This window comes from Polaribacter sp. HaHaR_3_91 (assembly GCF_019278525.1).
In the GTDB taxonomy this organism is placed as follows: Bacteria; Bacteroidota; Bacteroidia; order Flavobacteriales; family Flavobacteriaceae; genus Polaribacter.
Genome location: NZ_CP058986.1, coordinates 1,759,067 through 1,784,798 on the forward strand (window position 1 = coordinate 1,759,067; position 25,732 = coordinate 1,784,798).

A 25,732-nucleotide genomic window follows, 5' to 3' on the forward strand; every position below is an offset into this window, starting at 1 on the left:
CCATCTCTACTTAACAAAATGGTAAGCTAATTAGTGGTTTTACTTGCAGTATGCTAACGTTCATTTTAGGTTGATTTAACTTAATATTTTTTGCTTTGTAGTTCAATAACAAAACTAAACTAACTACAAAATGAAACACAAAATTTTAAGTAAATTTTTAATTTTAATGTCACTTTTTCTTGGGACTGCAGCTTTTTCTCAGCAAGTCTTAACAGGGAAAATAATAGATGAAACAGGCGCTTTGTTGCCAGAAGCAAGTGTTCATATAATTAAAGATAATAAATGGACTACCTCTGATTTTGATGGGAATTTTAAAATAGAATTTACAGATCAAAACAGTATTTTAAGAGTAGAATTTCTTGGGTATCAAAGTCAAGATATTGTTATTGGAAATAGAAAAAATATTACCATTACAATGTTACCAGAGGTTAATGCTTTAAGTGAGGTAATTGTTACGGCTTTAGGTATTAAAAGAGAACAAAAGAAAGTTGGTTATGCTACTCAAAGAGTAGATGCTTCTATTATTAAAGAAGTTGTTGCTCCAAATGCTGCTGGTTTAATTACTGGTAAAGTTGCTGGTTTAACAGTTAGTAATCCAACAGGTTTATTTCAGGCACCTTCTTTTTCTTTAAGAGGGAAATCTCCATTAATTGTGGTGGATGGGATTCCTGTTAGCACAGATTTTTATGACATTTCTCCAGACGATATTGTAGATATTACGGTTTTAAAAGGAACTTCTGCATCTGCTTTATATGGATATAGAGGAGGAAATGGGGCGATACAAATTACCACATCTAAAGGTCAAAAATCTGACGGATTAGAAATAACAGTTTCTCATAATACCATGGTGAGTGCTGGTTTTACTGTGTTTCCAGAAACACAAACAGAATATGGAAATGGTTCTAACGGTCAATATGAGTTTTGGGACGGACAGGATGGTGGTATTTCTGATGGAGATATGATTTGGGGACCAAAATTTGAGCCTGGAGTAAAAATAGCACAATGGAATAGTCCTATTAAAGACAATATTTCTGGTGATGTTACTCCTTGGTGGGGAGATGTAAGTGGAACAAAATATGATGATAAATCTCGTTATTCTAGAGTGCCAATTGATTGGGAATATCATAATAATTTAAAAGACTTTTTAAGGACAGGAGTTATCAATACGACTTCTTTTTCTGTAGCAAATTCCTCTAAAAATGGGTCTTATAGATTATCTGGTAACTACAAATCGCATACCGGTAGAGTGCCAAATACCGATTTAAAAACAGGAGGATTAACTTTTAATTCAACAACAAAGTTATCAGATAAATTAACCTTAGATAGTAAATTGGCGTATAACAAAGTTTTCTCTCCTAATTATCCAAGACATGGTTACGGACCAAAAAATCACATGTACACTATCTTAATTTGGATGGGAGATGATGTAAATGGTCAAGAATTAAATGAACACAGATACATTCCAGGTCAAGAAGGATATAGACAAGCAAACTTTAATTACGCTTGGTATAATAACGTGTATTTTGCTGCTAATGAATTAAATCAGCGATACGACTCTAATGTTTTAAACGGACAATTAAAATTAAATTATCAAATTTCAGACGATTTTAGTATTCAGGCAATGGGTTCTGCAGTTATGAAAGACCGTTTTGAAAACAGAGAAAGTCCGAAATCTTATTTAAACTATGGTGACCCTAGAGATGGAGATTACAAAACTTGGAATACCAATTCTGTGGATGTAGATTATAATGTATTAGCGACCTATAATAAAGAAATTACAGATAAATTTTCTTTAAGTCTAAATGCAGGAGCTTCATCAGAATATCATAAATACCAACAAGAATACAATGCTACAGATGGTATTATTGTACCAGAATTATATAGTTTAAATAATACAAAAGGAAACGTTATAGCAAGTACAGATTTTTCTGAAAGGTCTGTAAACAGTTTATACGGAATGTTAGAATTAGATTTTGATAACAAGTTATTTTTAACATTTACAGGTAGAACAGATAAGCACTCTACATTACCAACAGATAATAATTCTTTATTTTATCCTTCAGTTTCATTAAGTACTATTGTTTCAGAATGGATTGAATTACCAGAATCTATCAACTATTTAAAAGCTTTTGGTTCTTGGGCGCAAGTAAAGAGATCTTTAAGTGCATATCAAATAAATTCTTATTATGACAACGCGGGTACTTTTGATGGAAGTCCAGAGTTGTCGTATTCAGGGAGTTTGGTAAATCCAGATATAGAAGGATCTTTAACAACCAATGTAGAATTAGGTTTAAGTGCAGGTTTTTTAAATAATAGAATAGGGTTAGATTTTGCGTATTATAATGCTATTGACGAAAATTCAATTATAGATTTACCAATTTCTTTGGGTTCTGGTTTTTCATCAAGAAAAGAAAATGCACACCAATTTACAACCAATGGTTTTGAAGTTTCTGTAAGAGCAACTCCAATTAAAAATACAGATTTTAGATGGGATGTTTTAGCAAACTGGTCTAAAAAGGTACAGCGTTTAACAAGGTTAGATGAAGGAGCAGAACAATACAATAGTTTACGTTTAAATGATAGAACTGATGCATATTATGCAACCGTTTGGGAAAAATCTGCAGAAGGAGAATTAATTTTAGATTCTAATACAGGGATGCCAACTAAAAATCCATATGAACAAAATATAGGAAATAAAAACCCTGACTTTAGATTTGGTTTAGAAAACACTTTTAAATACAAATGCTTTTCATTAAAAGTTGGTGTTGATGGTGTTTGGGGAGGTTTAATGAGATCTTTAACTGTAGAAAAAATGTGGTGGGGTGGTAAACATCCAAACTCAACAGAATATAGAGATTCAGAATATGCAAACGGAATTGGAACAGTATATGTGCCAACAGGTGTAAATGTAACTGGTGGTTCTGTGCAAAGAGATTTAAACGGAAATGTAACATCAGATACAAGAACGTATGCAACACATATTTCTCCAGTAAGCTGGCAATCTTGGTCTCAAAACTATCCATATAGAGCGCAAGTTACAGAAGAAGAAAGCGAAACTTTTGCCAATGTATTCGACAGATCTTACCTTAAATTAAGAACCGTTGCTTTAAGTTACGATTTAACAAATGTGTTAAAAGTAAAAGGAATTAAACAAATTAATGCAAGTATAAATGGTTACAACTTATTCATCTTAAAAAAGGCAGATATCATTGATCCAGATTACGGAAATGATGATAATTTACAAGATCCTTCTACAAGATATTTAGGTTTAGGTTTAACTTTTAAATTTTAATAAAAATGAAAAATTTTAAGATAATATTATTTTTAATGATGACTGTTGTAGTCTCTTCTTGTGAAGATTTAGACATCAATGACAATCCAAATAAAGTAAGTGTAACACATCCAGATTTATTACTAACTAACATTGTAACATCTGCTTTTCAGGTAAAAGGAACAGGGGCAATGTATGCTTCAAGAATGATTGTACAAACGGATGGCGAGAGTACTTCGCAATTTTATAAATGGGACAGAGCTAGTTTTGATGGATACAATAGCTTAAGACAGGTTACCAAAATGATGGAAGAAGCAGATAGAATAGAAGATGATTCTTACAAAGGAATCGGTTACTTTTTTAAAGCTTATTATTTTTATGATTTGGCGTTAACTTTTGGAGATGTTCCTTATGCAGACGCTTTAAAAGGAGAAACGGAAGATTTATATCAACCAAAATACAGTACACAAGAAGAGGTTTTTACAGGGGTTTTAGCTGAGTTAGAAATGGCAAACACTTTGTTAGATGGAACAAGTATTATTACTGGAGATCCTATTTTTAATGGAGATGTTAGCAAATGGAAAAAGTTAGTAAACTCTTTTCGTTTAAAAGTTTTGTTGACACTTTCTAAAAAGGAAGGAAGTTCTTCTATAAATATTAAAAATGAATTTGCTTCTATTTACAACTCAGAATCTATAATAGCAACTCCAGAAGAAAGTGCACGTTTAGAATTTGTAGATGTGGTAGATTCTAGATATACAGAATTCAATTCTAGTGGGTATGGTTCTGGTTTATACATGGCATCTACTTTTATAGATATGTTGGTAGAAAGAGATGATAAACGATTATTTGCTATTGCAGGTCAGACTAAAAATGCAAAAGAAGCAGGTTTGTCTATAGATGATTTTACTGCGTACGCAGGAGGAAATCCTATTGCGGCTTATAATGATGTGAATTTAGTGGCAGCAGCCGGAGATATATCTAAAGTAAATGATAGGTATACAGCAGACGCAACAACAGAGGCACATAATCTTTTAAGTTTTTCAGAGGTTCAATTTATTTTGGCAGAAGCAGCAGTAAAAGGATGGATTTCTTCAACAAGTGCTCAAATTTATTATGAAAACGGAATTAAAGCAAACTTCCAATTCTATAATACGTATGCAAAAGGTTATGAAGCGTATTATACGCAAGCTGAAGCTGTAAATTATATTGAAGGAACAAAAGTGAACTTTTTAAATGCAACTAAAGACGAAGAAAAATTAGAATTAATTCTTACTCAAAAATATTTGACTTCTTTTTTACAAGGTGGATGGAACATGTATTTTGATCATTTAAGAACAGGTTATCCAGAATTTCCATATTTAGGTTCAGATACACCTCCAACAAGATGGATTTATCCTTTAGATGAATACAATAACAATGCTACCAATGTTACGGAAGCTATTGATAGACAATTTGGAGGTTCTAATGACGGAATTAGAGAATTGACTTGGTGGTTAAAGTAAAAGAAAAACAAACTAAATAAGGTTGTAATTTTAATTATGGCCTTATTTTTAATTTAAAGAAAAATGAAAAAAAAGATATTCATTACATTTTCTATATTGTTTTGTGTTCCGTTTTTGTGGGCGCAAAAAATAGAGATAAAACCTTATTTACAAGATGCAGAACCTACTTCTATTAAAATTATGTGGCAAACTGATTTTGGAGAAGAATCTATTGTTTATTGGGGAACAAAAAAGAACAAGTTAAAAAATAAAGCTTCAGGAACTTCTTTTGATATTAATTTTACAGAAAAAAGAGTGCATGAAGTTGTAATAACAGACTTAACAAGGTTTACAACCTATTTTTATAAAGTACAAACAGGTAAAGCCGTTTCTGAAGTATATCAATTTAAAACACCTCCTTTTGCAGGCGGCTCTAAAAAGATAAATCTAGTTGCTATGAGCGATATGCAAAATGATTGGCAGCATCCAACAAAATTTCAAGAAATTGTAGAAGAAGGAGTTTTACCTTATTTTAAAAAGAATTTTGAAGGCGATATTTCAGACAATCTTGCAATGGTGGTAATTCCAGGAGACTTGGTAGTTACTGGCAGTACTTTTAATCAATGGGAAGAACATTTTTTTAAACAATCAGAAAAATTATTTTCTCAAGTGCCTGTGTATCCAGTTCCTGGGAATCATGAACGGAATTCAGATTATTTCTTTAAGTATTTTAGCCTTCCTAAAAACGGAAGTCCAGAATATGCAGAACATTGGTGGTTTAAAGATTATGCTAATACCAGAATTATTGGTTTAGACTCTAATGATGGTTATCGAAATATAAAGCAACAATTAACTTGGTTAAAAGAGCTTTTGGCTAAAACAGCCCAAAATGATTCGATAGATTTTGTTTTTGCACAATTACATCATCCACATAAATCTGAACTATGGATTCCTGGTGAAGAAGATTTCTCAGGAAAAGTGGTAGAATTATTAGAAAACTTTACAAAAGAATCCAACAAACCAAGTTTGCACTTTTTCGGACACACACATGGCTATTCTAGAGGACAATCTAAAGAACACAAACACTTATGGGTAAATGTTGCTTCCGCCGGAGGTGCAATTGATAATTGGGGCGAATTTGAAGGTAGAGATTACGACGAATTTACAGTAACACAAGACGAATATGGTTTTGTTTTAGCAACCATAGATCCAGATAAAGAGAACCCTTCTTTTACCTTAAAAAGAATAAGTAGAGGTAATAATATTGAATTTAGAAATAACGAATTAAGAGATAGTATTACGGTTTTTAAAAAAACGATTCAGCCAAAAACACCTGTTTTAGTTGGTTTTAGCAAAGAAGAACAACCTATTTATAAAGTAGTTTTAAAAGCAAATTCTTTTACAAGTGATAAAAAAGATGCTTTTCATGCAGGAGCAAATTGGCAAGTATCTACCACAGAAGATTTTGCAAAACCAACTTATGATTCATGGAAACAACATGAAAATTGGTATTACAGAGAAAACCGACAAAAGGATGATGATTTAACGGATGAGATTTTAGATAGAAAATTACAAAATGATACCACCTATTTTGTTCGTGTACGTTACAGAGATCAATTTTTAAATTGGAGTAATTGGTCTGCGATAAAAACATTTAAAACAATTAAATAATGAAAATATTAAAATTATTAAGTGTCTTTTTTTTGTTGATGTTAGCCGCGTGTTCTTCAGAAAAAAAGAATGAAATAACCTTTGTAGAAGACGATTCTAATAAGGTTTTTGTAATTACTTTAGATGGTTTACGTTGGCAAGAATTGTTTGCTGGTGCCGATTCTTTATTGGTAGGAAATAAAGAATATGTTGGGAATCCTGAAAGTTTGAAAAAAGAATTTTGGAGGGAATCTGCAACCAAAAGAAGAGAAGTGTTGCTTCCTTTTATTTGGAGTAAAGTTGCTAAAACAGGGCAAATTCACGGAAATCGTTGGGAAGGAAGTAAAATGAATTTAACCAACGGAATGCATTTTTCGTATCCGGGTTATAATGAGATTTTAACAGGAAAGGCAGATGATGTAAGGATTAATAGCAACAATAAAATTCCGAATCCGAATACTACGTTTTTAGAAATAGCAGAAAAATCGGACGTTTATAAAGGTAAAGTTGCTGCTTTTGGTAGTTGGGATGTTTTTCCGTCGATTATCAATGAAGAAAGAAGCGGTTTATATGTAAATGCAGGTTTTAGAGAAGCAAAAGGTACTGATTTGTCAGATAAAGAAGTCTTCTTAAATGAATTACAAGCAGAAACTCCGAGTCCTTGGGGAGGTGTTCGTTTAGATGTTTTTACACATCATTATGCTTTAGAAACAATCAAGAAAAAACATCCGAAGTTGGTGTTTATTTCTTACGGAGAAACCGATGATTTTGCACATGACGGAGAATATGATGCGTATTTAAAATCGGCACAAAGAACAGATGCATTCCTTAAAAAACTTTGGGACTTTACAGTACAAGATCCTTTTTATAAAGGAAAAACGACTTTTATAATTACGACAGATCATGGTAGAGGTACAGAACCTTTAGAAACCTGGAAACATCATGGAGACTCCATAAAAGATACAGACCAAGTTTGGGTAATTGCTTTTGGAAATAAAATTGAAGCAAAAGGAGAAATTGTATTGGAAGAACAATTGTATACAAATCAAGTAGCTGCTTCTGTAGGAAAGCTTTTAGATATAGAAGTAACAACAGATTCAATTGGGAAACCTTTTTCTTTTATAAAGTAAGAAGTTGTTTTTAACAAGTTAAAAAGGCTGTCTTTAAATTGTTTTTTTTGTCAACCTGAATTTATTTTAGGTTCTTAGAACTAGATGCTGAAACAAGTTCAGTATGACAAGATTTAAACTTTTTTAGACAGTCTTTTTTATTTTCTAGGATGATAGGTTTCTACCACTTCTTTTAAATAACTTTTATCTAAATGCACATACACTTCGGTTGTGGTAATACTTTCATGACCTAACATTTGTTGAATAGCTCTTAAGTCTGCTCCGTTTTTTAACAAATGTGTAGCAAAAGAATGACGCAACGTATGCGGACTAATCTTCTTTTTTAAATCAATTTCTAGAGATAGATTTTTTAGAATGATAAAAATCATTTGTCTGGTTAATCCTCTGCCGCGTCTGTTTAAGAAAACCGTGTCTTCAAAACCTTTTTGCGGTGTGATATGAGTTCTAATGTCTTTTATATAACTAGAAATATATTTTTGAGCAGCATAATGAATCGGTACAAAACGCTGTTTATTCCCTTTTCCGATCACTCTTACAAAACCTTCTTCAAAAAATAAATCAGAAATTTGTAGTGTAATAAGTTCACTCACACGCAAACCGCAACTGTACAAAGTTTCTAAAATAGTTCTGTTTCTTTCGCCTTGAGGATGACTTAAATCGATAGCAGAAATAAGATTGTTAATTTCATCTTCGGACAAGGTATCTGGTAATTTTCTTCCAATTTTTGGAGCTTCAATTAAATCTGTCGGATTGGTTTCTCTATAATCTTCAAAAATTAAATAATCAAAAAAACTACGCAAACCAGAAATAATACGCGCTTGACTTCTAGGATTCACTTTTTTAGCAACTTCATAAATAAATTGCTGAATGGACTCTCCGTCAATAGTAATAGAAGTGTGGTTGATTTCATTTTCTTCTAAAAACAACATCAGTTTTTCTAAATCTCTCGTGTAGCTCTCAATTGTGTTTTTAGAAAGCCCTCTTTCTATCTTTAAAAAGAGTTGAAAATCTCTAATTGCGTTTTGCCATTTCATGGGATAAAGATATTAAAAGTTAGCAGAAAAGATAGCTAAAGAATTTTACTAGGGTTTCTTATAAAATTATTTTTAAAAGAAACCTACTAATACAACTAGTTGAGTAGTTCTTTTTATGTTAAAAATTTACTCAATTTCATTTGAGTCAACTTTTAAATCTTTTCCGTTCATGTAAAAAGTAGTACTGATTTACTTTTGTAGAGAACTTAAAAATTTAAAAATTATGAAGAAATTATTGATAGTTGCTTTTGTAACAATAATGGGTGTAGGTGCTGCAAATGCACAAGAAGGTATTTTAAATGGAGGGCTAAATGTAGGAGTGCCTACAGGTGATGCCAATGACTTTTATGGTTTAACTTTAGGAGCAGAGTTAAATTATATGTATCCTGTTGCAGATGGTTTTACTTTAGGTCCATCGATACAATATTCTCACTTTTTTGGTAAAGATGTTGATGTGTTAGGAGGGAGTTCTATTGAGGTTTCAGACGCTTCTTTTTTGCCAATATCTGGTGCTGCAAGATTTAATGTTTCAGAAAAATTTGTAGTTGGAGCAAACCTTGGTTATGCAATAGGTTTAAGTGAAGATTTAGATGGTGGTTTTTATTATAGACCCGTAGTTGGTTATAAAATTGATGATACCACACAATTGAATGTCTCTTATTCTGGAATTTCAAATGATGGTTTAGAAATGAATAATGTTAGTTTGGGCGTAATGTTCGGAATCTAAAATAGAAATATTGATTATATTTACAAACGGAAGCTGAAAAGCTTCCGTTTTTTTGTTGAAAAAATGTATTTTTGATTTATGAAGCTACTTATACTAAACGGACCTAATTTAAATTTATTAGGAAAAAGAGAACCAGAAATTTATGGTTCAGAAACTTTTGAAGATTATTTTAGAACTCTTCAATTAAAGTTTAATGATGTAGAGTTGTCTTATTTTCAATCGAATAGTGAAGGTGTTATCATCGATAAATTACACGAAGTTGGTTTTAGTTTTGATGGTGTTGTTATGAATGCAGGTGCATATACGCATACATCTGTGGCTATTGCAGATGCAATTAGTGGTATTACAACTCCAGTTGTAGAAGTGCATATTTCTAATGTACACAATAGAGAAGCTTTTAGACATAAATCTTATTTATCTCCTGTTTGTAAAGGAGTTATTTTAGGTTTTGGTCTAAAGAGTTATGAGTTGGGAATTGAGAGTTTTTTGTAGGTGGAAAAAGAAAAAGAAATATCGGTTGTAATTCCTTTATACAGATGTGCAAACACTATAGAAGAGCTATCTATAAGATTAATAAAAGTTTTTTCAAAATTAAATATTTCTTATGAAATTATTTTAATAAATGATGGAAGTCCAGAAAATGATTGGGAAGTAGCTTTAAAACTATCCGAAGGAAATAATAATATAAAATCTATCAATTTAAGTAGAAATTTTGGTCAACACCCAGCAATCTTTTGTGGATTGGAATTTTCAAGAGGAGAATGGGTTGTGGTTATGGATGGAGATTTACAAGATGTACCAGAGGAAATTGAAAAATTATACAACAAAGCCTTAGATGGATTTCCTATTGTTTTAGGAGCAAGAGAAGAAAGAAAAGATACGTTTACAAAGAAGTTAGGTTCGTTAATATTTTATAAAATTTTAAACTTTTTTACAGGGTCTAATTTATCACATCAAGTAGGTAATTTTGGGGTGTATCATAAAAATGTTATTCTTTCTGTTTTATCATTAGGAGATGCTATAAAGTTTTTACCTACCATGATTAATTGGGTTGGGTATCAGAAAATAACTGTACCTGTAAAACATGCAAAAAGGCTAGCGGGTACATCTAGTTACAGTTTTGGCAAACTATTAAGTTTGGCGTTTGATAATATTGTGTCTTTTTCTAATAAGCCTTTAAAGATTTTTGTAAAGTTTGGGTTTTTGCTTGTATTTATTTCTGTATTAATGATTGTCTACAACTTATATTTAAGTTTATCTAATCATATTGTTGTTAAAGGATATTCAACTATTATTATTTCAATATGGTTTTTATCGGGTTGTTTAATTTCTATTATGGGGGTTATCGGCGTGTATTTAGGTAAAGTATTTGATAAAGTAAAAGCAAGACCCTCTTATATTGTATATCAAAAAAAGAATATATGATAGTAGAATACTTAGAATGGGATTCGATTTTTTTTGGAGTTGATGTTTATAGAGGTAAATGCAAAAGTGCTGTAAAAGCTAACGAAATACAACTTAATAAAGGATTGACTTATTTGTTTTGTGAAGAAGAGGTAAAGTTATTAGAGAAATATTTATTTGATGTTAAAGTTACTTTTACTAAAATATTGACTCATAGAAGAATAGGGATAGATCCTAAAATAATTTCTTATCCTTTAGGTAATAAGGTTTCTAGAGAATTACTTAATTTAACTTATCAAAGTGGTCAGTATTCAAGATTTAAAATAGACCCTAAAATACCCAATGATAAATTTTTAGAATTTTATAAATTATGGATTTTAAACTCTGTAAATAGAAGTTTTAGTGATGAGGTATTTACCTATAAAATTGACGGAATTGATGTAGGTCTGATTACCTTAAAAAAGGATAAAGAAACCTGTAAAATTGGTTTGTTGTCTGTTGATGAAGTTCAGAGAGGTAAAAAAATAGGGAGTAAGTTAATGTTGGCAGCAGAAAAGTGGGCACAAGACAATGAATGTAAAGAAATATTGGTCGAAACTCAAGAACAAAATAAAATTGCTGTCGCATTTTATAAGAGAATGAAATATAATATTGTGCAAAAAGAATATATCTATCATTTATGGAGGTAAATACTGTAATTCCATTTAACAAGCCTTACCTAACAGGTAACGAAACAAAATATATAGAACAAGCGGTAGCTTCTGGTAAAATTTCTGGTAATGGAATTTTTACGCAAAAATGTCAGCATTTTTTTGAAGAAAGATATGGAATAAAAAAAACACTGCTTACAACTTCTTGTACAGATGCACTAGAGATGTGTGCTATTTTATTAGGGATAAAAGAAGGAGATGAAGTTATTATGCCTTCTTATACGTTTGTGTCTACAGCGAATGCTTTTGTGTTAAGAGGCGCTAAAATTGTGTTTGCAGATTCTAGAGCAGATCAACCTAATATTGATGAAAATAAGCTAGAAGACTTAATTACATCAAAAACAAAAGCAATTGTTGTAGTACATTATGCAGGTGTAGCTTGCGAAATGGATACAGTTATGGCATTGGCTAAAAAATATGGAATTTATGTGGTTGAAGATGCCGCCCAAGCGATAGAATCTTTTTACAAAGGAAAAGCATTAGGAAGTATTGGTCATTTGTCGGCATTTTCTTTTCACGAAACAAAAAATGTAATTAGTGGAGAAGGTGGTTTGTTGGGTATTAATGATGAGCAATTTATAGATAGAGCAGAAATTATTTGGGAAAAAGGCACCAATCGTTCTGCTTTTTTTAGAGGAGAAATAGATAAATATGGATGGGTAGATGTGGGGTCTTCTTTTTTACCATCAGAAATCATTGCGGCTTTCTTATGGGCACAATTAGAAAATTTAGAAGATATTCAGCAAAGAAGAAAAGAAATTTGGAATACATATTATAAGTTTTTTAAAGAAGAGGAAAAGGTGTCATTACCAGTGGTGCCCGATTATGCAACAAATAATGCACACATGTTTTATGTGCTTTTAACATCTTTAAAGAAAAGAAATGAGTTTATTGCAAGTTATAAAGAAAGAGCAATAAATCCTGTTTTTCATTATGTAAGCTTGCATTCTAGTCCTTATTTTAAAGACAAACATGATGGCAGGCAACTACCTAATTGTGATAGATATGCAGATACGTTGGTAAGAATGCCTTTGTATTATGAGTTGGAACAATCTTGTGTTATTTATGAATAAGAAAAATATTTTAAATTTATTTGTAGGTTTTAGTATTCTAACCACTAGTGTTTATGCAGCTATAAGATTGTTGTCAATATTTATTCAGACAGGACTTATAAGAGATGAAGTTTTTTTTATTAAAGGATTTGATGTTTTTATAGATTCTGGGTTTTCAGAGGCAAATGTTTTAGGAAATTCAACTTTCTTTAATTGTATTTCCTTTTTATTTTATCAAGTAGGTGTAGAAAGGGTAATGGCAATGAGAATGACTAGCTTGTTTTTTGGTCTGGCTAGTATTTTATTACTTTGGTTGTTTGTTAAAAGAAATTATAGTTATTTACCCAAACTCTATAGAAGATCCATTATAATTACTTCTGTTAATGCCATGGTATTATTATCTTTTATATTTAAAGGCATTAACGATAGCGTATTAACTTTTTTTACGTTATTATTTTTTATAATTTTTTTCCACATAAAAAAAAATAGAGAAAGTAAAAGTCTTTATATTTATTTGGGGCTTATTCTCGCGTTAATGTTGTCAACAAGAATGATGAGTGTTTTAATCTTTCCAACATTTTTTCTTATTTTAGGTGTCTATTTTTATAAAGAAAAAATAAATTATAAACTCATTATTCATAAAAGCACATTCATAGTAGTTAGTTTTATAATTGGTTTATTGTTATTAAATTACCCCTCTATAAAAGAAAAAGGGAAACTTTCTTTTATGGAAAAAAAGATAGAATATAAAAATGTTTCTTGGCCTCAAGTACAATACTTAACAGCAATTTGGTTAGAGGAAGGTAAATTAAAATATGGTAAACATTGTAAACCAGAAGATGTTGTTGCTTATATTGATGAAAATGGGAGTAATTCATTACCTAATTCAGTTTTTGAAACAATAACATTTAATATTCCTAGAAGTATAAAAACATCAACTAGAGAAGCTGTTTATTTGATAAAACCTTATACAAGAATACTTGGACTCGTTTTTGTTTTTGGTTTATTTTTCTTTCTTAAAGGTGTTTTTAAAAAAGAGATTACTTTAAACAAAATTATTAATAATGAAATAGCTGTTTTTTTTATAAATTATAACATAATTATTGTTTTAATTATTTGTTCTTATGTAGAAGCTAGATGGTTTTTACCTATAATTGTATTAATACCAATTTTGTTTTTTTCTTATTTTTATAAGTATGTAAAAAGTAAAAACAAAAATAAGCTTGAATTTTTATTTTTTGTAGCACATTTTTTGTTATTGGGATTGATGAATATGAAGTTTATAATTAATAATTATAAATATCTTATATAATTTAGAATTGACATTTTTTTTAAAAATAAGTAAAGAGTTTAAAACTACTTTTAATATTTGTTTTAATGGATTCAATAAGAATAACACTGCTTTTTGATTACTAATATAAATTTACGTTTAATAGTTTTATGTTATATACTGTTTATAATATAGTTGCTTTGGTGTTAGTTTTGCTAGTTTTATTCCCTATTAATATTTATAAAACTCTATAAGTTATTTTTTTATGATTTGATAAGGTTCTTTTTTTTTAATGCATAAAAAGATATAATTATGGTTGATGTTAAGTGTTAAAATCATTAAATAAATTATATTTGTTTTTTAGAAAATTTAATAAATGGAGAAAGAAAAGTGGCTTTTTGAAATAACGCCAAAAACAAGTCTTTTAGACTTAAACTTAAAAGAAGTTTGGCAATATAGAGATTTGTTAATGCTTTTTGTAAAACGAGATGTTGTTACATTATATAAGCAAACAATTTTAGGTCCTTTATGGTATTTAATACAACCTTTATTTACTTCTATTATATTTACATTAGTTTTTAATAATATAGCAGGAATTTCAACAGGTTCAGTTCCTCCTTTTTTATTCAATTTAGCTGGTATTACTATTTGGAACTATTTTAAAGAATGTTTAATAGCAACATCAGATACTTTTAAAAAGAATGAAGCAATTTTTGGAAAAGTGTATTTTCCTAGAGTAATAATGCCTATGTCTATAGTTGTTTCTAACTTATTGAAATTTGGGATTCAAATATTTATTTTTATATGTTTTTATATTTACTATTATTTTAATGGCTTTCAGGTTTTACCTAATGCATACATTTTATTTTTCCCTTTATTAATCATTGCAATGGGGATGATGGGCTTGGGATTAGGAATGATAATTAGTTCTATGGTTACCAAATATAGAGATTTAACTTTTTTAGTTTCTTTTGGTGTTCAACTATTGATGTATATATCTGCGGTAATGTATCCTTTAGATTTAATGAGAGAAAAATTAATTAATACTGAAGAAGGAACAGATTATTCTTGGATTGTAGATTTTAATCCGATTGCTCACTTAATAGAGTTTGGTCGATTTATACTTTTAAATGATGGTAATTACTCTACTTTCGGAATTATTTATACATCTATATTTACCATTATAGTTTTCTTTTTAGGATTATTAATTTTTAATAAAACTGAAAAAACGTTTATAGATACAATTTAGATATGGAAAAAGAAGTAATCTTAAAGGTAGAAAATTTATCTAAGCAATATCGTTTAGGAACAGTTGGTACAGGTACAATTAGTCATGATTTTAACCGGTTTTTAGCAAAAATAAGAGGTAAAGAAGACCCATATTTAAAAGTAGGAGAATCTAATAATAGGGCTACAAAAGGTGAATCTGAATATGTTTGGGCTTTAAAAGATATTAATTTTGAAGTTAAAAAAGGAGAAGTTCTAGGTATTATTGGTAAAAACGGTGCAGGGAAATCTACTCTTTTAAAGATTTTATCAAAAGTAACGGGCCCAACTACAGGTTCTATCAAATCTAAAGGAAGAATTGCTTCTTTATTAGAAGTTGGTACCGGTTTTCATCCAGAAATGACAGGGAGAGAAAATGTTTTTTTAAATGGTGCAATCTTAGGGATGACTAAAAAAGAAATCTCTGAAAAATTAGATGAAATTGTAGAGTTTTCTGGTTGTGAACGTTATATAGATACACCTGTAAAACGTTATTCTAGCGGAATGAAGGTTCGTTTGGCTTTTGCTGTAGCAGCTCATTTAGAACCAGATATTTTAATTGTAGATGAAGTTTTGGCTGTTGGAGATGCAGAGTTTCAAAAGAAAGCCATTGGTAAGATGCAAGATATTTCTAATAGTGATGGAAGAACAGTATTGTTTGTTAGTCATGATTTAGTTGCAATAAAAAGCCTTTGTTTTAGAGGTGTTTTATTAGAAGATGGTAAGGTTTCTTGTATAGGTGAAATAGAAGAAGTCCTCAACCAATATGAAAGTTTAAATTTGAAAAAAGTATTAAAAAATGATACCGCTTTTTTTGATTTTAAAAAACAATTTGGAATACAATCTATAAAAACCTTTAGCAATAATAAACAAACAAGAATTATAAAAGCTGGTTCTGAATTTAAAATAGAATTTACTTATAATGTAAAAGAAGATTATTTTGCTCCAGAATTAGGTATAGGAATTTGTAATAACAAGAGAGAGTCTATTATGAGGTTTAATAATCTACATGTAGGTTTTCCTCTTAAAATAACTAAAGGAACTAATATTGTAAATTTAATTATATCTAACTTTCCAATTTACAGAGAGGGGGAATATTACATAACAATTTACTTTGGAAGTTTATCTAATTTTGAAGCACTGGAAGATGCATTTTCTATAAAAGTTAAAGAAGATAATGTGTTTAATTCAAGTAGAATCTTGGAAAATAAACATAATTTAATTATCCATAAAGCAATAAGTTATTCACAACCTTAAAAAGTAAAACTCTAATTTAGTGCTATGTTTAATTATAGATTTAAATTTAATTAATGATTCCAAAAATAATACATTATTGTTGGTTTGGCGGAGCACCAAAACCAGATTTGGTAAAAGACTGTATTTCTTCTTGGAAAAAGTATTTACCAGATTACCAGTTTATGGAATGGAATGAAAAAAACACTAAATTTGAACATCGCTTTGTTAAAAATGCTTATAAATTAAAAAAATGGGCATTTGTTTCTGATTATGTTAGGTTACAAAAAACATATGAATATGGAGGTATTTATTTAGATACAGATGTGTTGGTCGTAAAAAACTTTGATGAACTTTTAAAAAATAAAATGTTTGTTGGAATTGAAGATAAATTAACTATTAATGCAGCTATTTTTGGAGCAACTAAAAACCATCTATTTATTTTTAAAATTTTAGAAAAGTATAGTAATTTAAAAATTGGAGGATTTGTGAACTTATTTTCCATTGCCATTCCTAAAATAATCACTGAGACGTTTAAAAAAACATATAATTATAATGATCTTTTTTTATCTAAAATAGAAAAAGAAGATATTATCGTTTATCCTACCGATTATTTCTATCCATTACCGTCCAATAAGTCTTCAGAAAAAAATAATTATAAAAATTATTTAACGGCAAATAGTTATGCCGTGCATCTTTGGGATGCATCATGGGTAGATTTTAATGAGTTTCAATATATTAGGGCAAGAAAATATAATAAAGGTTTTGTTGAGTTAGTGAAAAATGTAAATCACGAACAAAAAATAAATTATAAATATTTAAGAAAGATATTATCAGCTATAAAGGAATCCATTTTAAAACCTAAAAGCTTAAACTGTTAAATGATTTTAGGGATAATAATAAAGAGAGAATTGAGGAACATTCAGGAAAGAGTTTTAAAAAAAAACGCTCTAAATTTAAAATAAATAATTTATAAAATAAATATGAAGCTTGTAAATGTTGCTGGTGGTTTAGGTAATCAAATGTTTGATTATGCTCTTTGTCTGGCTTTTAGAAAACAAGGCAATAAAACTTTTGTATTTGTATCAGAGGATTATAATTCACATTCTTACGGTCATCAGGGATATGAATTGGAGAAGTTGTTTTCTATAAATAAATCTGAACATAAATCGTATGGGTATAAATGGTATATACAATTATTAATAAAAGTCTTAAAGAAATTTTCATCAAGACGTAGACTTAAAATATACAAAATACTTCAATTAGAGGTTATTACAGAACCTAAAAGTTTTTGTTTTTATAAAAAAGTATTTAATCAAAATAAATCATTAAATCAATTATATTTAGGTACATGGCAGAGTGAGAAATATTTCCTAAATGCAAAAAAAGAAGTTAGAGACTGCTTTAAGTTTAATAAAAACTTATTGTCTAAAGACACAAAATTACTTGCTATAGAAATGCAAGAGTGTAATAGTGTCTTTGTCCATATTAGAAGAGGGGATTATCTAAGCGAAAAATACGTTACAGCGTTAGGTAATATTTGTAATTTGAGTTATTATGAGAAATCTATACAATATTTGTCGAAGAGTATTAACAATCCAAGGTTTTATTTTTTTTCAGATGATCAAGAATGGGTTAAAGAAAACTTAAATATTGAATCAGCTACTTACGTTCAGTTTAACTATGGAGATAATTCGTGGCAAGATATGTATTTAATGACTCAAGCTAAACACGGTATTATAGCTAATAGTACTTTTAGTTGGTGGGGAGCTTGGTTGATAGAAAATTCAAAAAAAAATATAATAGGACCAAAAAAATGGTGTAATGGTTCAGAGGATGATGATATAATTCCAAATGAATGGATTAAAATGTAATTTTTTTTGAACTAATAACTTTATTCAGCGTGCATATTTAAAAAATAATTATTTCTAAATTTTTAATAAACTTTACCAAGCTTAATTTATGCTTTTCAACTCCATCGAATTTTTAATCTTTTTGATTATTGTTTTTGTTTTGTATTGGTTTGTTTTTAAAAAAACGAAGCAACAAAATATCTTAATTTTATTAGCCAGTTATATTTTTTACGGTTGGTGGGATTGGCGATTTTTGTCCTTAATCTTTTTAAGTACGCTTGTAGATTTTTCCATAGGTAAATACTTAGAAATTACTGATGAAAAAAGAAAAAGAAAATGGGCATTAGGATTAAGTCTCTTTTTTAATTTAGGCATGTTAGGTTTCTTTAAATACTACAATTTTTTTATAGAAAACTTTGTTATTGGGTTTCAACAGTTAGGTATTCAAATGAATGTTTCCAGCTTACAGATTATTCTGCCAGTAGGGATCTCATTTTATACCTTTCAAACATTAAGTTATACGATAGATGTATATCAAAAAAAGTTAACGCCATCAAATAACTTTGTGTCTTTTGCTAGTTTTGTTTCATTTTTCCCTCAGTTAGTTGCAGGCCCAATAGAAAGAGCTTCTAATTTATTACCTCAATTTCATAGAGAAAGAAAGTTTAGTTATGACTATGCGGTTTCTGGTATGAAGTTAATTTTATGGGGGTTGGTTAAAAAAGTGGTTATTGCTGATAATTGTGCTGTTTATGTAAATCAGATTTTTGATAATTATCAAGAACAGTCCGGGTTCACTTTAATTATAGGTGCGGTATTTTTTGCATTTCAAATTTATGGAGACTTTAGTGGGTATTCAGATATTGCCATTGGTACTGCAAGGTTATTTGGTTTCGACTTAATGCGGAATTTTAAATATCCATATTTTTCTAGAGATATTGCGGAGTTTTGGCGTAATTGGCATATTTCTTTAACTACTTGGTTTCGAGATTATGTGTACATTCCTTTAGGAGGTTCTAAAGGTTCTAAAATATTTCAGTTAAGAAACGTTTTTATAATCTTTTTAGTTAGTGGTTTTTGGCATGGTGCTAATTGGACATTTATGGCTTGGGGAATTATAAATGCGTTGTTATTTGTTCCTTTGTTATTAACCAATAGAAATAGAAAAAATATTGATGTCAATCATAAAAACACTTCCATAAAAGAAATTTTAAGCATTATAGCAACCTTTTCAGTTACTTGTTTAGCATGGGTGTTTTTTAGAGCAGAAACAATAACAGAAGCGATACAGTATATTGGTAGCATATTTGATGTTTCTAATTTTTTACCGTCAGTTATTCGTCAAAAAAGAATGTTTCCGGTATTGTTTATCTTTATTTTAATTGAATGGCTTTCTAGAAGAGATGAAATTGTAGTTGTTTTTAAAAACAAGTTTAGAAAATTTTTCTATGTATTTTTTATTTTTGTAATCCTCTATTCAATGTCATCTGCAGAAAAAACATCATTTATATATTTTCAATTTTAATAAAATGAAATTATTTTTAAAAAACATTTTAATACTTTCAGTAATTGTAGTTTGCTTATTTTTTGTTCTCGATACTTTTGTATTTCCCAATAATAAAAACACATATAATTACAAAGCTAGTTTATTACAAAATAAAGAGGTAGAAGTTTTAATATCCGGAAATTCTCATTTAGGTTTTGGTGTATTTGCGGATAGCATTTTTAATTTCAACACTGTAAATATAGCGACAAAAGCAAGAGAGCTAAATACCGATATTGATTTGCTCGTTAGTAATGTTCAAAATAAGGAAAAGCTTAAAGCAGTATTAATTCCAATCTCTTATTATTCACTGTTTGGTGAATTAAGTTCGACTAATGAATACCATCAAAGTCAAATGCGTCTTTATTATAATTTTTTCAAATTAGAAAAATACGATCAAGGTTTTATTAAAAACAGCTTAATTATTAACGAACCCTTTAGAGAATTAATGAATGATAGTTTTTTTCTTTCTTTTATGAAAAAACAAAAAATATCTAAAAAAGGCTGGAGAGCAAATAATACTTTATTTGTAAAAGATCCTGAAATTATTGGTAAATTAAAAAGATTAAAAGAAAGTATTAAAAATAAATCTTTAATAGAAAAAAATATAAAAAGGATTAAAGAATTAAATACAGAATGTAACATAAATAATGTGAAGTTAATTTTAGTTTTACCTCCATATTCAGCATATTTTTATTCTTTGACTAATCATAAATATAATAAAATTATCAATAATATTCTTTCAGAAAACCTAAAGGATGTTCAAGTATTAGATGCGGTAAATTTTATGCCTACAGACTTAGAATATTATGAAAATTCAGATCATTTAAACGTAAAAGGAGCAAAGTTATTTACCAAAAAATTAGATAGTATTTTAAAACTTAGTTTATGAAAATCCTTTTTGTTTGTCTCCAATATATCCATGCAGCTAGGTGGATCAATCAATTAAAAGATACAGAACATGAAATTTATGTTTTCGATTGCTTAGATAGACCTATTCATAAAGATTTATTGTGGACGAATAATATTACGGGTTGGAGTAAAAGAAAAGTACCTTATTTAAAAGGTGAATATTTTCTTGAAAAAAAAATGCCAAGTGTTTTTAATAAAATAGAACCATATTTAAAAGTAACAGCTTCAGAAAAACTAGAGGCATTGATTAAAGAACTCAAACCAGATTTGGTACATTCTTTAGAGATGCAATCACAAACATATCCTTTGTTAAAAGTTAGAAAAAAAATCCATTTTAAATGGGCTTATTTTTCTTGGGGAAGTGACTTGTATTTATATCAAAATGAAAAAAAACATCAACAAAAGATAAAGCAAGTTCTTTTTAATTTGAATTATTTATTTGTTGATAATCATAGAGATATTGATATCGCTAAAAAGTTAGGGTTTATAAATGAAGTTGCAGGTGTTTTTCCTGGAGGAGGAGGTTATCAATTAGAAAAAATAAAAGAAAGTGTTACTCAAATAAAAAAAGAAAATTTAATCATAATTAAAGGATATCATCATTGGGCAGGTAGAGCTTTAGTGGTTTTAAAAGCATTAGATTTTATAAAGAAAGATTTAGTAAATTATAAGATTTTAGTATATTCTGCTCATGATAATGTTCTCGATAAGATTACAGAAATGAACAGTAACGGATGGAATATAGAATATATTAGTCGGAAAAAAGAAGTAAGTCAGACTGAATTATTAACGTTATTTGCAAAAGCTAAAATAGCAATTGGAAATAATATTTCAGACGGCATACCAAACACACTTTTAGAAGCTATTATTTTAGGTGCTTTTCCAATACAATCTAATCCTGGAGGTGTTTCTGAAGATTATATAAAAGATGGTGAAAATGGATTTTTAATTCAAAACCCTGAAGATGCTATTGAAATTTCTAAGTTAATATCTAAGGTATTAAATAATGAAGAATTATTAGATAGTGTATTTTTATTAAATCAAGAAATTGCTACTAAATTAGAGTATAATGTAATTAGAAAAAAGGTTTTAGATGCCTATTCTAAAATTGAGAATAAACTTTAACAGTATAACATGAGCTTAAAAACAGTTTTATTTGTTGTAAATAATAGTAAAATAGATTTAAACTCCAGTGGTGGAGCTTCTGTGTACTATAGTCATGTAGATTTACTACATGCTTTAGGTTATAGAATTATATTATTAGCGACACAATGGAATGATGTAAGTGTTTTTAATGATGAAGATTATAATGATGTTAGAGATAAAATAGATACAATTGTATCTTACTCTGTTGTAAAAAAGAAACCAAATAAAGGATTAAAACGATTAGGAGAAGCTGTTTTTAATCCTACAAAATTCGAGTATTATTTTATCAATAATGAAAATAAATTTTTTTTTGAGGACATTATTTTAAAACATAAAATCGATTTTGTTTGGGCGGAATGGAGATGGAATGCAATTATGATTGCTGCTTTTAATTTAAAAACTCCAAGTATTTACAGTCATCATGATTGGGAATATAAATTAGCAAAACTAAGAAGTCCTAATCAGAATTTAAAGAAACGTTTTCATACGTATCAAAAGAAACGAGTTGAAATCAACTTAATTAAAAGTGTATCTGGTGTAGTTTCTGGTTCTTATACAGAAACAAATGAAGTTTTAGAACATCAAAAAAATGCACTTTATTTACCAACAACTTATATAAATATAGAATCAGATATAAAACCAAGTAAATTTCCTAGAATAGTACATTTAGGAGGTATGGGAACAACAGCAAACAGAATCGGTTTAGAAAGGTTTATTACTGTTTGTTGGGATATTATAAAGGCAGAAATCCCTAATGTAGAATTGGTGGTTGTGGGAAAATTAAAAGGAGCTTCTAAAAACTTATTAGATATTATTAATTTAGACAGTCAGATTATTTCATTAGGTTTTGTTAAAGAATTAGATGCTGTTTTATTACCAGGAGATTTTCATATTATTCCTTGGGAATTTAATACAGGAACAAGAACAAGAGTTCCGGTAGTTTTTAATTACAAGCAAGTTTTAGTTTCAACAAAAGCAGCAGTAGAGTGTTACCCAGAAGTTACAGTAAAAAATGCTGTTTTATGCGATGATTTATTAGATATGAGCACAAAGATTGTTGCCTTATATAAAAGTAGTGATAAGAGGAGTAAAATAGCTATTGAAGGTAAAAAGTTATTTAAAAATCACTTTACAACCGTATCACAAAAAGAAAATTTAAAAAAGTTTTTACACAAACTATAATGAAAGAGACATTTATAATTGCAGAAATTGCACAAGCACATGATGGAAGTTTAGGTTTAGCACATTCTTATATAGATGCTGTAGCTAAAACAGGTTGTAATGCCATAAAATTTCAAACACATATTGCAGAAGCAGAAAGTAGTTTAGAGGAACCTTTTCGTGTAAATTTTTCTTTTGAAGATAAAACGCGTTATGATTATTGGAAAAGAATGGAATTTACTTTAGAACAGTGGAAAGAAATAAAAGCCCATTGTGATAAAGTTGGTTTAGAATTTATCAGTTCTCCGTTTAGTAATACTGCAGTAGATTTGTTAGAAGAAGTGGGCGTAAATCGTTATAAGATAGGTTCTGGAGAGGTTAATAACTTTGTTTTATTAGAGAAAATTATTCAGACTGGTAAGCCTATCATAATTTCTTCTGGAATGAGTTCTTTTGAAGAGTTAGACAAAACCGTTGCATTCTTAAAAAATAGAAATGCTAATTATTCTATTTTACAATGTACAACTGCTTACCCAACAAAACCATCGCAATTTGGTTTTAATGTACTTAAAGAATTAAAAGAAAGATACAATGTTGTTGTTGGTTTTTCTGATCATTCCTCTTCAATTGAAGCAAGTATTGCAGCGGTTGCTTTAGGTGCCGATATTTTAGAATTTCATGTTGTTTTTAATAAGGAAATGTTTGGGCCAGACGCCAAAGCTTCTTTAAACTTTAAGGAAACTAAAAAGTTAGTAAAAGCAGTAAGAAATATCAAAAAGGCTTTAAATAATCCTATCGATAAAAACGATAATTCTAATTTTAAAGAATTAAAACAGATTTTCGAAAAATCTTTGGCAATTAATAAAGATTTAACTGAAGGACACGTTATAAAATTTTCAGATCTTGAAGCAAAAAAACCAAAGGGATTTGGTATTTTAGCCAGCGATTATCAGCGTATAATTGGTAAAGAGTTAAACAAAGATCTAAATAAATGGGACTTTTTAACTTTTAAAGATTTAAAAGAATAATATGTCAAAGAGAAAAATTTGTGTTGTTGTAACTGCAAGACCATCTTACAGTAGAATTAAAACAGCACTTACAGCTATAAAAAATCATCCTAAATTAGAATTACAATTAGTTATTGCAGGTTCTGCTTTGTTAGGTAGATATGGTAATGCCGTAGATTTTATTGAAAAAGATGGTTTTCATATTGATGAAAAAGTGTTTATGGTTTTAGAGGGAGAAAACCCTACGGCCATGGCTAAAACTACTGGTTTAGGTGTTATGGAATTGGCAACGGTTTTCTATAATTTAAAACCAGATGCTGTAATTACTATTGCAGATCGGTTTGAAACGATTGCAACTTCTATTGCGGCTGCTTATCAAAATATACCTTTAGTACATATACAAGGGGGAGAGGTAACAGGTAATATTGATGAAAAAGTGAGACATGCAAATACCAAGTTAGCAGATATTCATTTGGTAGCATCAGAAGATGCAAAAAAGCGTGTCATAAAGTTAGGCGAAAGTCCAGATTATGTAATAAATACTGGTTGTCCATCTATAGATTTAGCAAAAGAAATTAAAGAAAAACCTTTATTAGATTTTAATCCAATAGAGAAATACGGAGGGGTAGGTACATCTTTAGAATGGAAAGAAAAAGGGTATATTGTTGTAATGCAACATCCGGTAACAACGGAATATAAAGCTGCAAAATCAGATGTTATAAAAACATTACATGCCGTTGCAGAATTAGATATTCCTACTTTTTGGTTTTGGCCAAATGTAGACGCAGGTTCAGACGGAACATCAAGCGGAATTAGACAATTTAGAGAAATAAATAAACCTCAAAATATTCATTTCTTTAAAAATATGGAACCTCATGATTTTTTAAGATTGTTAGTGAATTCTAAATGTTTAATAGGGAATTCTAGTGTTGGTATTAGAGAATGTTCTTATTTAGGAGTTCCTGTTGTTAACTTAGGAAGCCGTCAAAATAGAAGAGAAAGAGGAGATAATGTATTGGATGTAACTTATGAAAAAGACACTATAAAAGACGCTATATTAGCCCAAATTAATAATAAAAATATTACTTCTTCGGCAATTTATGGCGATGGTAGTTCAGGAGAAAAAATAGCAGACGTTTTAGCAGAAATCCCTTTATTATTTCATAAAACAATTACGTATTAATGAGAATTCTTGGTTTAATACCTGCAAGAGGCGGATCTAAAGGAGTTCCTGGTAAAAATATAAAATTACTAGGAAAAAAAACTTTACTGCAATATACTTCAGAAATCGCTTTGGCTTCTAAATATTTATCTAAAGTAGTTTTAAGTTCTGATGATGATGCTATTATAGCTATTGCAAAAGAATTAGGTGTTGAAGTACCTTTTAAAAGACCCTCAAACTTAGCTGAAGATGCATCACCTACTTTACCAGTAATAAAGCATGCATTGCAGTTTTATAAAGATAAAGGAGAACATTTTGATGCTGTATGTTTATTACAAGTAACAAGCCCTTTTAGAACATTAGAGTTCTTAGATGAAGCGATTAACAAATTTCTAAAAAAAGGAACAGATTCATTAGTATCAGTACAAGAAGTACCACATGAATACAACCCTCATTGGACATTTAAAATGAATGATGAAGGGAATTTAAAAATTACTACAGGAGAAAAAAACATTATTTCTAGAAGACAAGAATTACCAATAACATATCATAGAGACGGAAGTGTTTATTTAACAAAAACGAACGTTATTGAAGAGCATAATTCTTTATTCGGCGATAGTATGGCTTTTATGGTTACTCCTAAAGAAGATTATGTAAATATTGATACTTTAAAAGATTGGGAAAAAGCAGAAAGTATATTAAATAATAAATAGTTAA

At 29.1% G+C, this 25,732-nt stretch carries 22 protein-coding genes; 21 read left to right on the forward strand and 1 reads right to left on the reverse strand.

Annotation, left to right across the window (positions count from 1 at the left end; all coding sequences use genetic code 11):
* Window positions 1–130 precede the first annotated feature (130 nt).
* The 4 genes from H0I27_RS07360 to H0I27_RS07375 all read left to right on the forward strand — a co-directional run bounded on the left by H0I27_RS07360 (window position 131) and on the right by H0I27_RS07375 (window position 7,535).
* Window positions 131–3,292 (forward strand): SusC/RagA family TonB-linked outer membrane protein, encoded by a 3,162-nt coding sequence (locus H0I27_RS07360; protein ID WP_218733209.1) that lies wholly within the window; start codon window positions 131–133, stop codon window positions 3,290–3,292.
* Window positions 3,293–3,297: 5 nt separating this feature from the next.
* The gene (locus H0I27_RS07365) at window positions 3,298–4,776 is read left to right on the forward strand and encodes a SusD/RagB family nutrient-binding outer membrane lipoprotein (RefSeq protein ID WP_218733211.1); all 1,479 of its coding nucleotides are present in this window, start codon (window positions 3,298–3,300) and stop codon (window positions 4,774–4,776) included.
* 63 nt (window positions 4,777–4,839) lie between these two features.
* Window positions 4,840–6,426 (forward strand): fibronectin type III domain-containing protein, encoded by a 1,587-nt coding sequence (locus H0I27_RS07370; protein WP_218733213.1) that lies wholly within the window; start codon window positions 4,840–4,842, stop codon window positions 6,424–6,426.
* Complete coding sequence (locus H0I27_RS07375) at window positions 6,426–7,535, forward strand: alkaline phosphatase family protein (RefSeq protein ID WP_254713155.1); 1,110 nt, start codon at window positions 6,426–6,428, stop codon at window positions 7,533–7,535. Before H0I27_RS07370 ends, H0I27_RS07375 begins: the two co-directional genes overlap by 1 nt.
* A 137-nt stretch (window positions 7,536–7,672) precedes the next feature.
* On the opposite strand, the gene xerD is transcribed toward H0I27_RS07375, so the two are convergent.
* Window positions 7,673–8,569 (reverse strand): site-specific tyrosine recombinase XerD, encoded by an 897-nt coding sequence (gene xerD / locus H0I27_RS07380; protein ID WP_218733215.1) that lies wholly within the window; start codon window positions 8,567–8,569, stop codon window positions 7,673–7,675.
* A 223-nt stretch (window positions 8,570–8,792) separates the two neighbouring features.
* Between xerD and H0I27_RS07385 the strand changes: the two genes are divergently transcribed.
* The 17 genes from H0I27_RS07385 to H0I27_RS07465 all read left to right on the forward strand — a co-directional run bounded on the left by H0I27_RS07385 (window position 8,793) and on the right by H0I27_RS07465 (window position 25,728).
* A complete protein-coding gene (locus H0I27_RS07385) occupies window positions 8,793–9,296 on the forward strand; it encodes a transporter (protein WP_218733217.1) in 504 nt (167 codons plus the stop codon).
* 78 nt (window positions 9,297–9,374) lie between these two features.
* Window positions 9,375–9,788 carry a type II 3-dehydroquinate dehydratase gene (gene aroQ / locus H0I27_RS07390; protein WP_218733219.1) on the forward strand — a complete coding sequence of 138 codons (414 nt, stop codon included), beginning with the start codon at window positions 9,375–9,377 and terminating at the stop codon, window positions 9,786–9,788.
* On the forward strand, window positions 9,789–10,721 hold the full coding sequence (locus H0I27_RS07395; protein ID WP_218733221.1) for a glycosyltransferase family 2 protein: 933 nt from the start codon (window positions 9,789–9,791) through the stop codon (window positions 10,719–10,721).
* The gene (locus H0I27_RS07400; RefSeq protein WP_218733223.1) at window positions 10,718–11,389 is read left to right on the forward strand and encodes an N-acetyltransferase; all 672 of its coding nucleotides are present in this window, start codon (window positions 10,718–10,720) and stop codon (window positions 11,387–11,389) included. Before H0I27_RS07395 ends, H0I27_RS07400 begins: the two co-directional genes overlap by 4 nt.
* Window positions 11,380–12,483: a dTDP-4-amino-4,6-dideoxygalactose transaminase gene (gene rffA, locus H0I27_RS07405; protein WP_218733225.1), complete on the forward strand. Its 1,104-nt coding sequence runs from the start codon at window positions 11,380–11,382 to the stop codon at window positions 12,481–12,483. Before H0I27_RS07400 ends, rffA begins: the two co-directional genes overlap by 10 nt.
* Entirely contained in the window at window positions 12,476–13,774 is a 1,299-nt protein-coding gene (locus H0I27_RS07410; RefSeq protein ID WP_218733227.1) for a hypothetical protein, read from the forward strand. Before rffA ends, H0I27_RS07410 begins: the two co-directional genes overlap by 8 nt.
* Before the next feature lie 334 nt (window positions 13,775–14,108).
* Window positions 14,109–14,981 (forward strand): ABC transporter permease, encoded by an 873-nt coding sequence (locus H0I27_RS07415; protein ID WP_218733229.1) that lies wholly within the window; start codon window positions 14,109–14,111, stop codon window positions 14,979–14,981.
* A gap of 2 nt (window positions 14,982–14,983) precedes the next feature.
* Window positions 14,984–16,255 carry an ABC transporter ATP-binding protein gene (locus tag H0I27_RS07420; protein ID WP_218733231.1) on the forward strand — a complete coding sequence of 424 codons (1,272 nt, stop codon included), beginning with the start codon at window positions 14,984–14,986 and terminating at the stop codon, window positions 16,253–16,255.
* A 53-nt stretch (window positions 16,256–16,308) separates the two neighbouring features.
* Window positions 16,309–17,112 carry a glycosyltransferase gene (locus H0I27_RS07425; protein WP_218733233.1) on the forward strand — a complete coding sequence of 268 codons (804 nt, stop codon included), beginning with the start codon at window positions 16,309–16,311 and terminating at the stop codon, window positions 17,110–17,112.
* A 102-nt stretch (window positions 17,113–17,214) separates the two neighbouring features.
* Window positions 17,215–18,105 carry an alpha-1,2-fucosyltransferase gene (locus H0I27_RS07430; protein ID WP_218733234.1) on the forward strand — a complete coding sequence of 297 codons (891 nt, stop codon included), beginning with the start codon at window positions 17,215–17,217 and terminating at the stop codon, window positions 18,103–18,105.
* A gap of 88 nt (window positions 18,106–18,193) precedes the next feature.
* The gene (locus tag H0I27_RS07435; protein ID WP_218733236.1) at window positions 18,194–19,609 is read left to right on the forward strand and encodes an MBOAT family protein; all 1,416 of its coding nucleotides are present in this window, start codon (window positions 18,194–18,196) and stop codon (window positions 19,607–19,609) included.
* 4 nt (window positions 19,610–19,613) lie between these two features.
* Complete coding sequence (locus H0I27_RS07440) at window positions 19,614–20,519, forward strand: hypothetical protein (RefSeq protein WP_218733238.1); 906 nt, start codon at window positions 19,614–19,616, stop codon at window positions 20,517–20,519.
* Window positions 20,516–21,664 (forward strand): glycosyltransferase, encoded by a 1,149-nt coding sequence (locus tag H0I27_RS07445; RefSeq protein WP_218733240.1) that lies wholly within the window; start codon window positions 20,516–20,518, stop codon window positions 21,662–21,664. The genes H0I27_RS07440 and H0I27_RS07445 overlap by 4 nt, the downstream gene beginning before the upstream one ends.
* A gap of 9 nt (window positions 21,665–21,673) precedes the next feature.
* On the forward strand, window positions 21,674–22,867 hold the full coding sequence (locus H0I27_RS07450; protein WP_218733242.1) for a glycosyltransferase: 1,194 nt from the start codon (window positions 21,674–21,676) through the stop codon (window positions 22,865–22,867).
* Window positions 22,867–23,874 carry an N-acetylneuraminate synthase family protein gene (locus tag H0I27_RS07455; protein WP_218733244.1) on the forward strand — a complete coding sequence of 336 codons (1,008 nt, stop codon included), beginning with the start codon at window positions 22,867–22,869 and terminating at the stop codon, window positions 23,872–23,874. The genes H0I27_RS07450 and H0I27_RS07455 overlap by 1 nt, the downstream gene beginning before the upstream one ends.
* A gap of 1 nt (window position 23,875) precedes the next feature.
* Complete coding sequence (gene neuC, locus H0I27_RS07460) at window positions 23,876–25,036, forward strand: UDP-N-acetylglucosamine 2-epimerase (protein WP_218733246.1); 1,161 nt, start codon at window positions 23,876–23,878, stop codon at window positions 25,034–25,036.
* Window positions 25,036–25,728 carry an acylneuraminate cytidylyltransferase family protein gene (locus H0I27_RS07465; RefSeq protein ID WP_218733248.1) on the forward strand — a complete coding sequence of 231 codons (693 nt, stop codon included), beginning with the start codon at window positions 25,036–25,038 and terminating at the stop codon, window positions 25,726–25,728. Before neuC ends, H0I27_RS07465 begins: the two co-directional genes overlap by 1 nt.
* The last annotated feature ends 4 nt before the right edge of the window (window positions 25,729–25,732 follow it).

What these genes read in the sequence shown, in the direction of transcription:
- H0I27_RS07425 (WP_218733233.1), top strand. Translation starts at nt 16,309, where the DNA reads ATGATTCCAAAAATAATACATTATTGTTGGTTTGGCGGAGCACCAAAA.
- H0I27_RS07370 (WP_218733213.1), top strand. Translation starts at nt 4,840, where the DNA reads ATGAAAAAAAAGATATTCATTACATTTTCTATATTGTTTTGTGTTCCG.
- H0I27_RS07445 (WP_218733240.1), top strand. Translation starts at nt 20,516, where the DNA reads ATGAAAATCCTTTTTGTTTGTCTCCAATATATCCATGCAGCTAGGTGG.
- H0I27_RS07455 (WP_218733244.1), top strand. Translation starts at nt 22,867, where the DNA reads ATGAAAGAGACATTTATAATTGCAGAAATTGCACAAGCACATGATGGA.
- neuC (WP_218733246.1), top strand. Translation starts at nt 23,876, where the DNA reads ATGTCAAAGAGAAAAATTTGTGTTGTTGTAACTGCAAGACCATCTTAC.
- rffA (WP_218733225.1), top strand. Translation starts at nt 11,380, where the DNA reads ATGGAGGTAAATACTGTAATTCCATTTAACAAGCCTTACCTAACAGGT.
- H0I27_RS07415 (WP_218733229.1), top strand. Translation starts at nt 14,109, where the DNA reads ATGGAGAAAGAAAAGTGGCTTTTTGAAATAACGCCAAAAACAAGTCTT.
- H0I27_RS07360 (WP_218733209.1), top strand. Translation starts at nt 131, where the DNA reads ATGAAACACAAAATTTTAAGTAAATTTTTAATTTTAATGTCACTTTTT.
- H0I27_RS07400 (WP_218733223.1), top strand. Translation starts at nt 10,718, where the DNA reads ATGATAGTAGAATACTTAGAATGGGATTCGATTTTTTTTGGAGTTGAT.
- H0I27_RS07385 (WP_218733217.1), top strand. Translation starts at nt 8,793, where the DNA reads ATGAAGAAATTATTGATAGTTGCTTTTGTAACAATAATGGGTGTAGGT.
- H0I27_RS07450 (WP_218733242.1), top strand. Translation starts at nt 21,674, where the DNA reads ATGAGCTTAAAAACAGTTTTATTTGTTGTAAATAATAGTAAAATAGAT.
- H0I27_RS07430 (WP_218733234.1), top strand. Translation starts at nt 17,215, where the DNA reads ATGAAGCTTGTAAATGTTGCTGGTGGTTTAGGTAATCAAATGTTTGAT.
- H0I27_RS07365 (WP_218733211.1), top strand. Translation starts at nt 3,298, where the DNA reads ATGAAAAATTTTAAGATAATATTATTTTTAATGATGACTGTTGTAGTC.
- H0I27_RS07375 (WP_254713155.1), top strand. Translation starts at nt 6,426, where the DNA reads ATGAAAATATTAAAATTATTAAGTGTCTTTTTTTTGTTGATGTTAGCC.
- H0I27_RS07465 (WP_218733248.1), top strand. Translation starts at nt 25,036, where the DNA reads ATGAGAATTCTTGGTTTAATACCTGCAAGAGGCGGATCTAAAGGAGTT.
- H0I27_RS07410 (WP_218733227.1), top strand. Translation starts at nt 12,476, where the DNA reads ATGAATAAGAAAAATATTTTAAATTTATTTGTAGGTTTTAGTATTCTA.
- H0I27_RS07440 (WP_218733238.1), top strand. Translation starts at nt 19,614, where the DNA reads ATGAAATTATTTTTAAAAAACATTTTAATACTTTCAGTAATTGTAGTT.
- H0I27_RS07420 (WP_218733231.1), top strand. Translation starts at nt 14,984, where the DNA reads ATGGAAAAAGAAGTAATCTTAAAGGTAGAAAATTTATCTAAGCAATAT.
- xerD (WP_218733215.1), bottom strand. Translation starts at nt 8,569, where the DNA reads ATGAAATGGCAAAACGCAATTAGAGATTTTCAACTCTTTTTAAAGATA.
- H0I27_RS07435 (WP_218733236.1), top strand. Translation starts at nt 18,194, where the DNA reads ATGCTTTTCAACTCCATCGAATTTTTAATCTTTTTGATTATTGTTTTT.
- aroQ (WP_218733219.1), top strand. Translation starts at nt 9,375, where the DNA reads ATGAAGCTACTTATACTAAACGGACCTAATTTAAATTTATTAGGAAAA.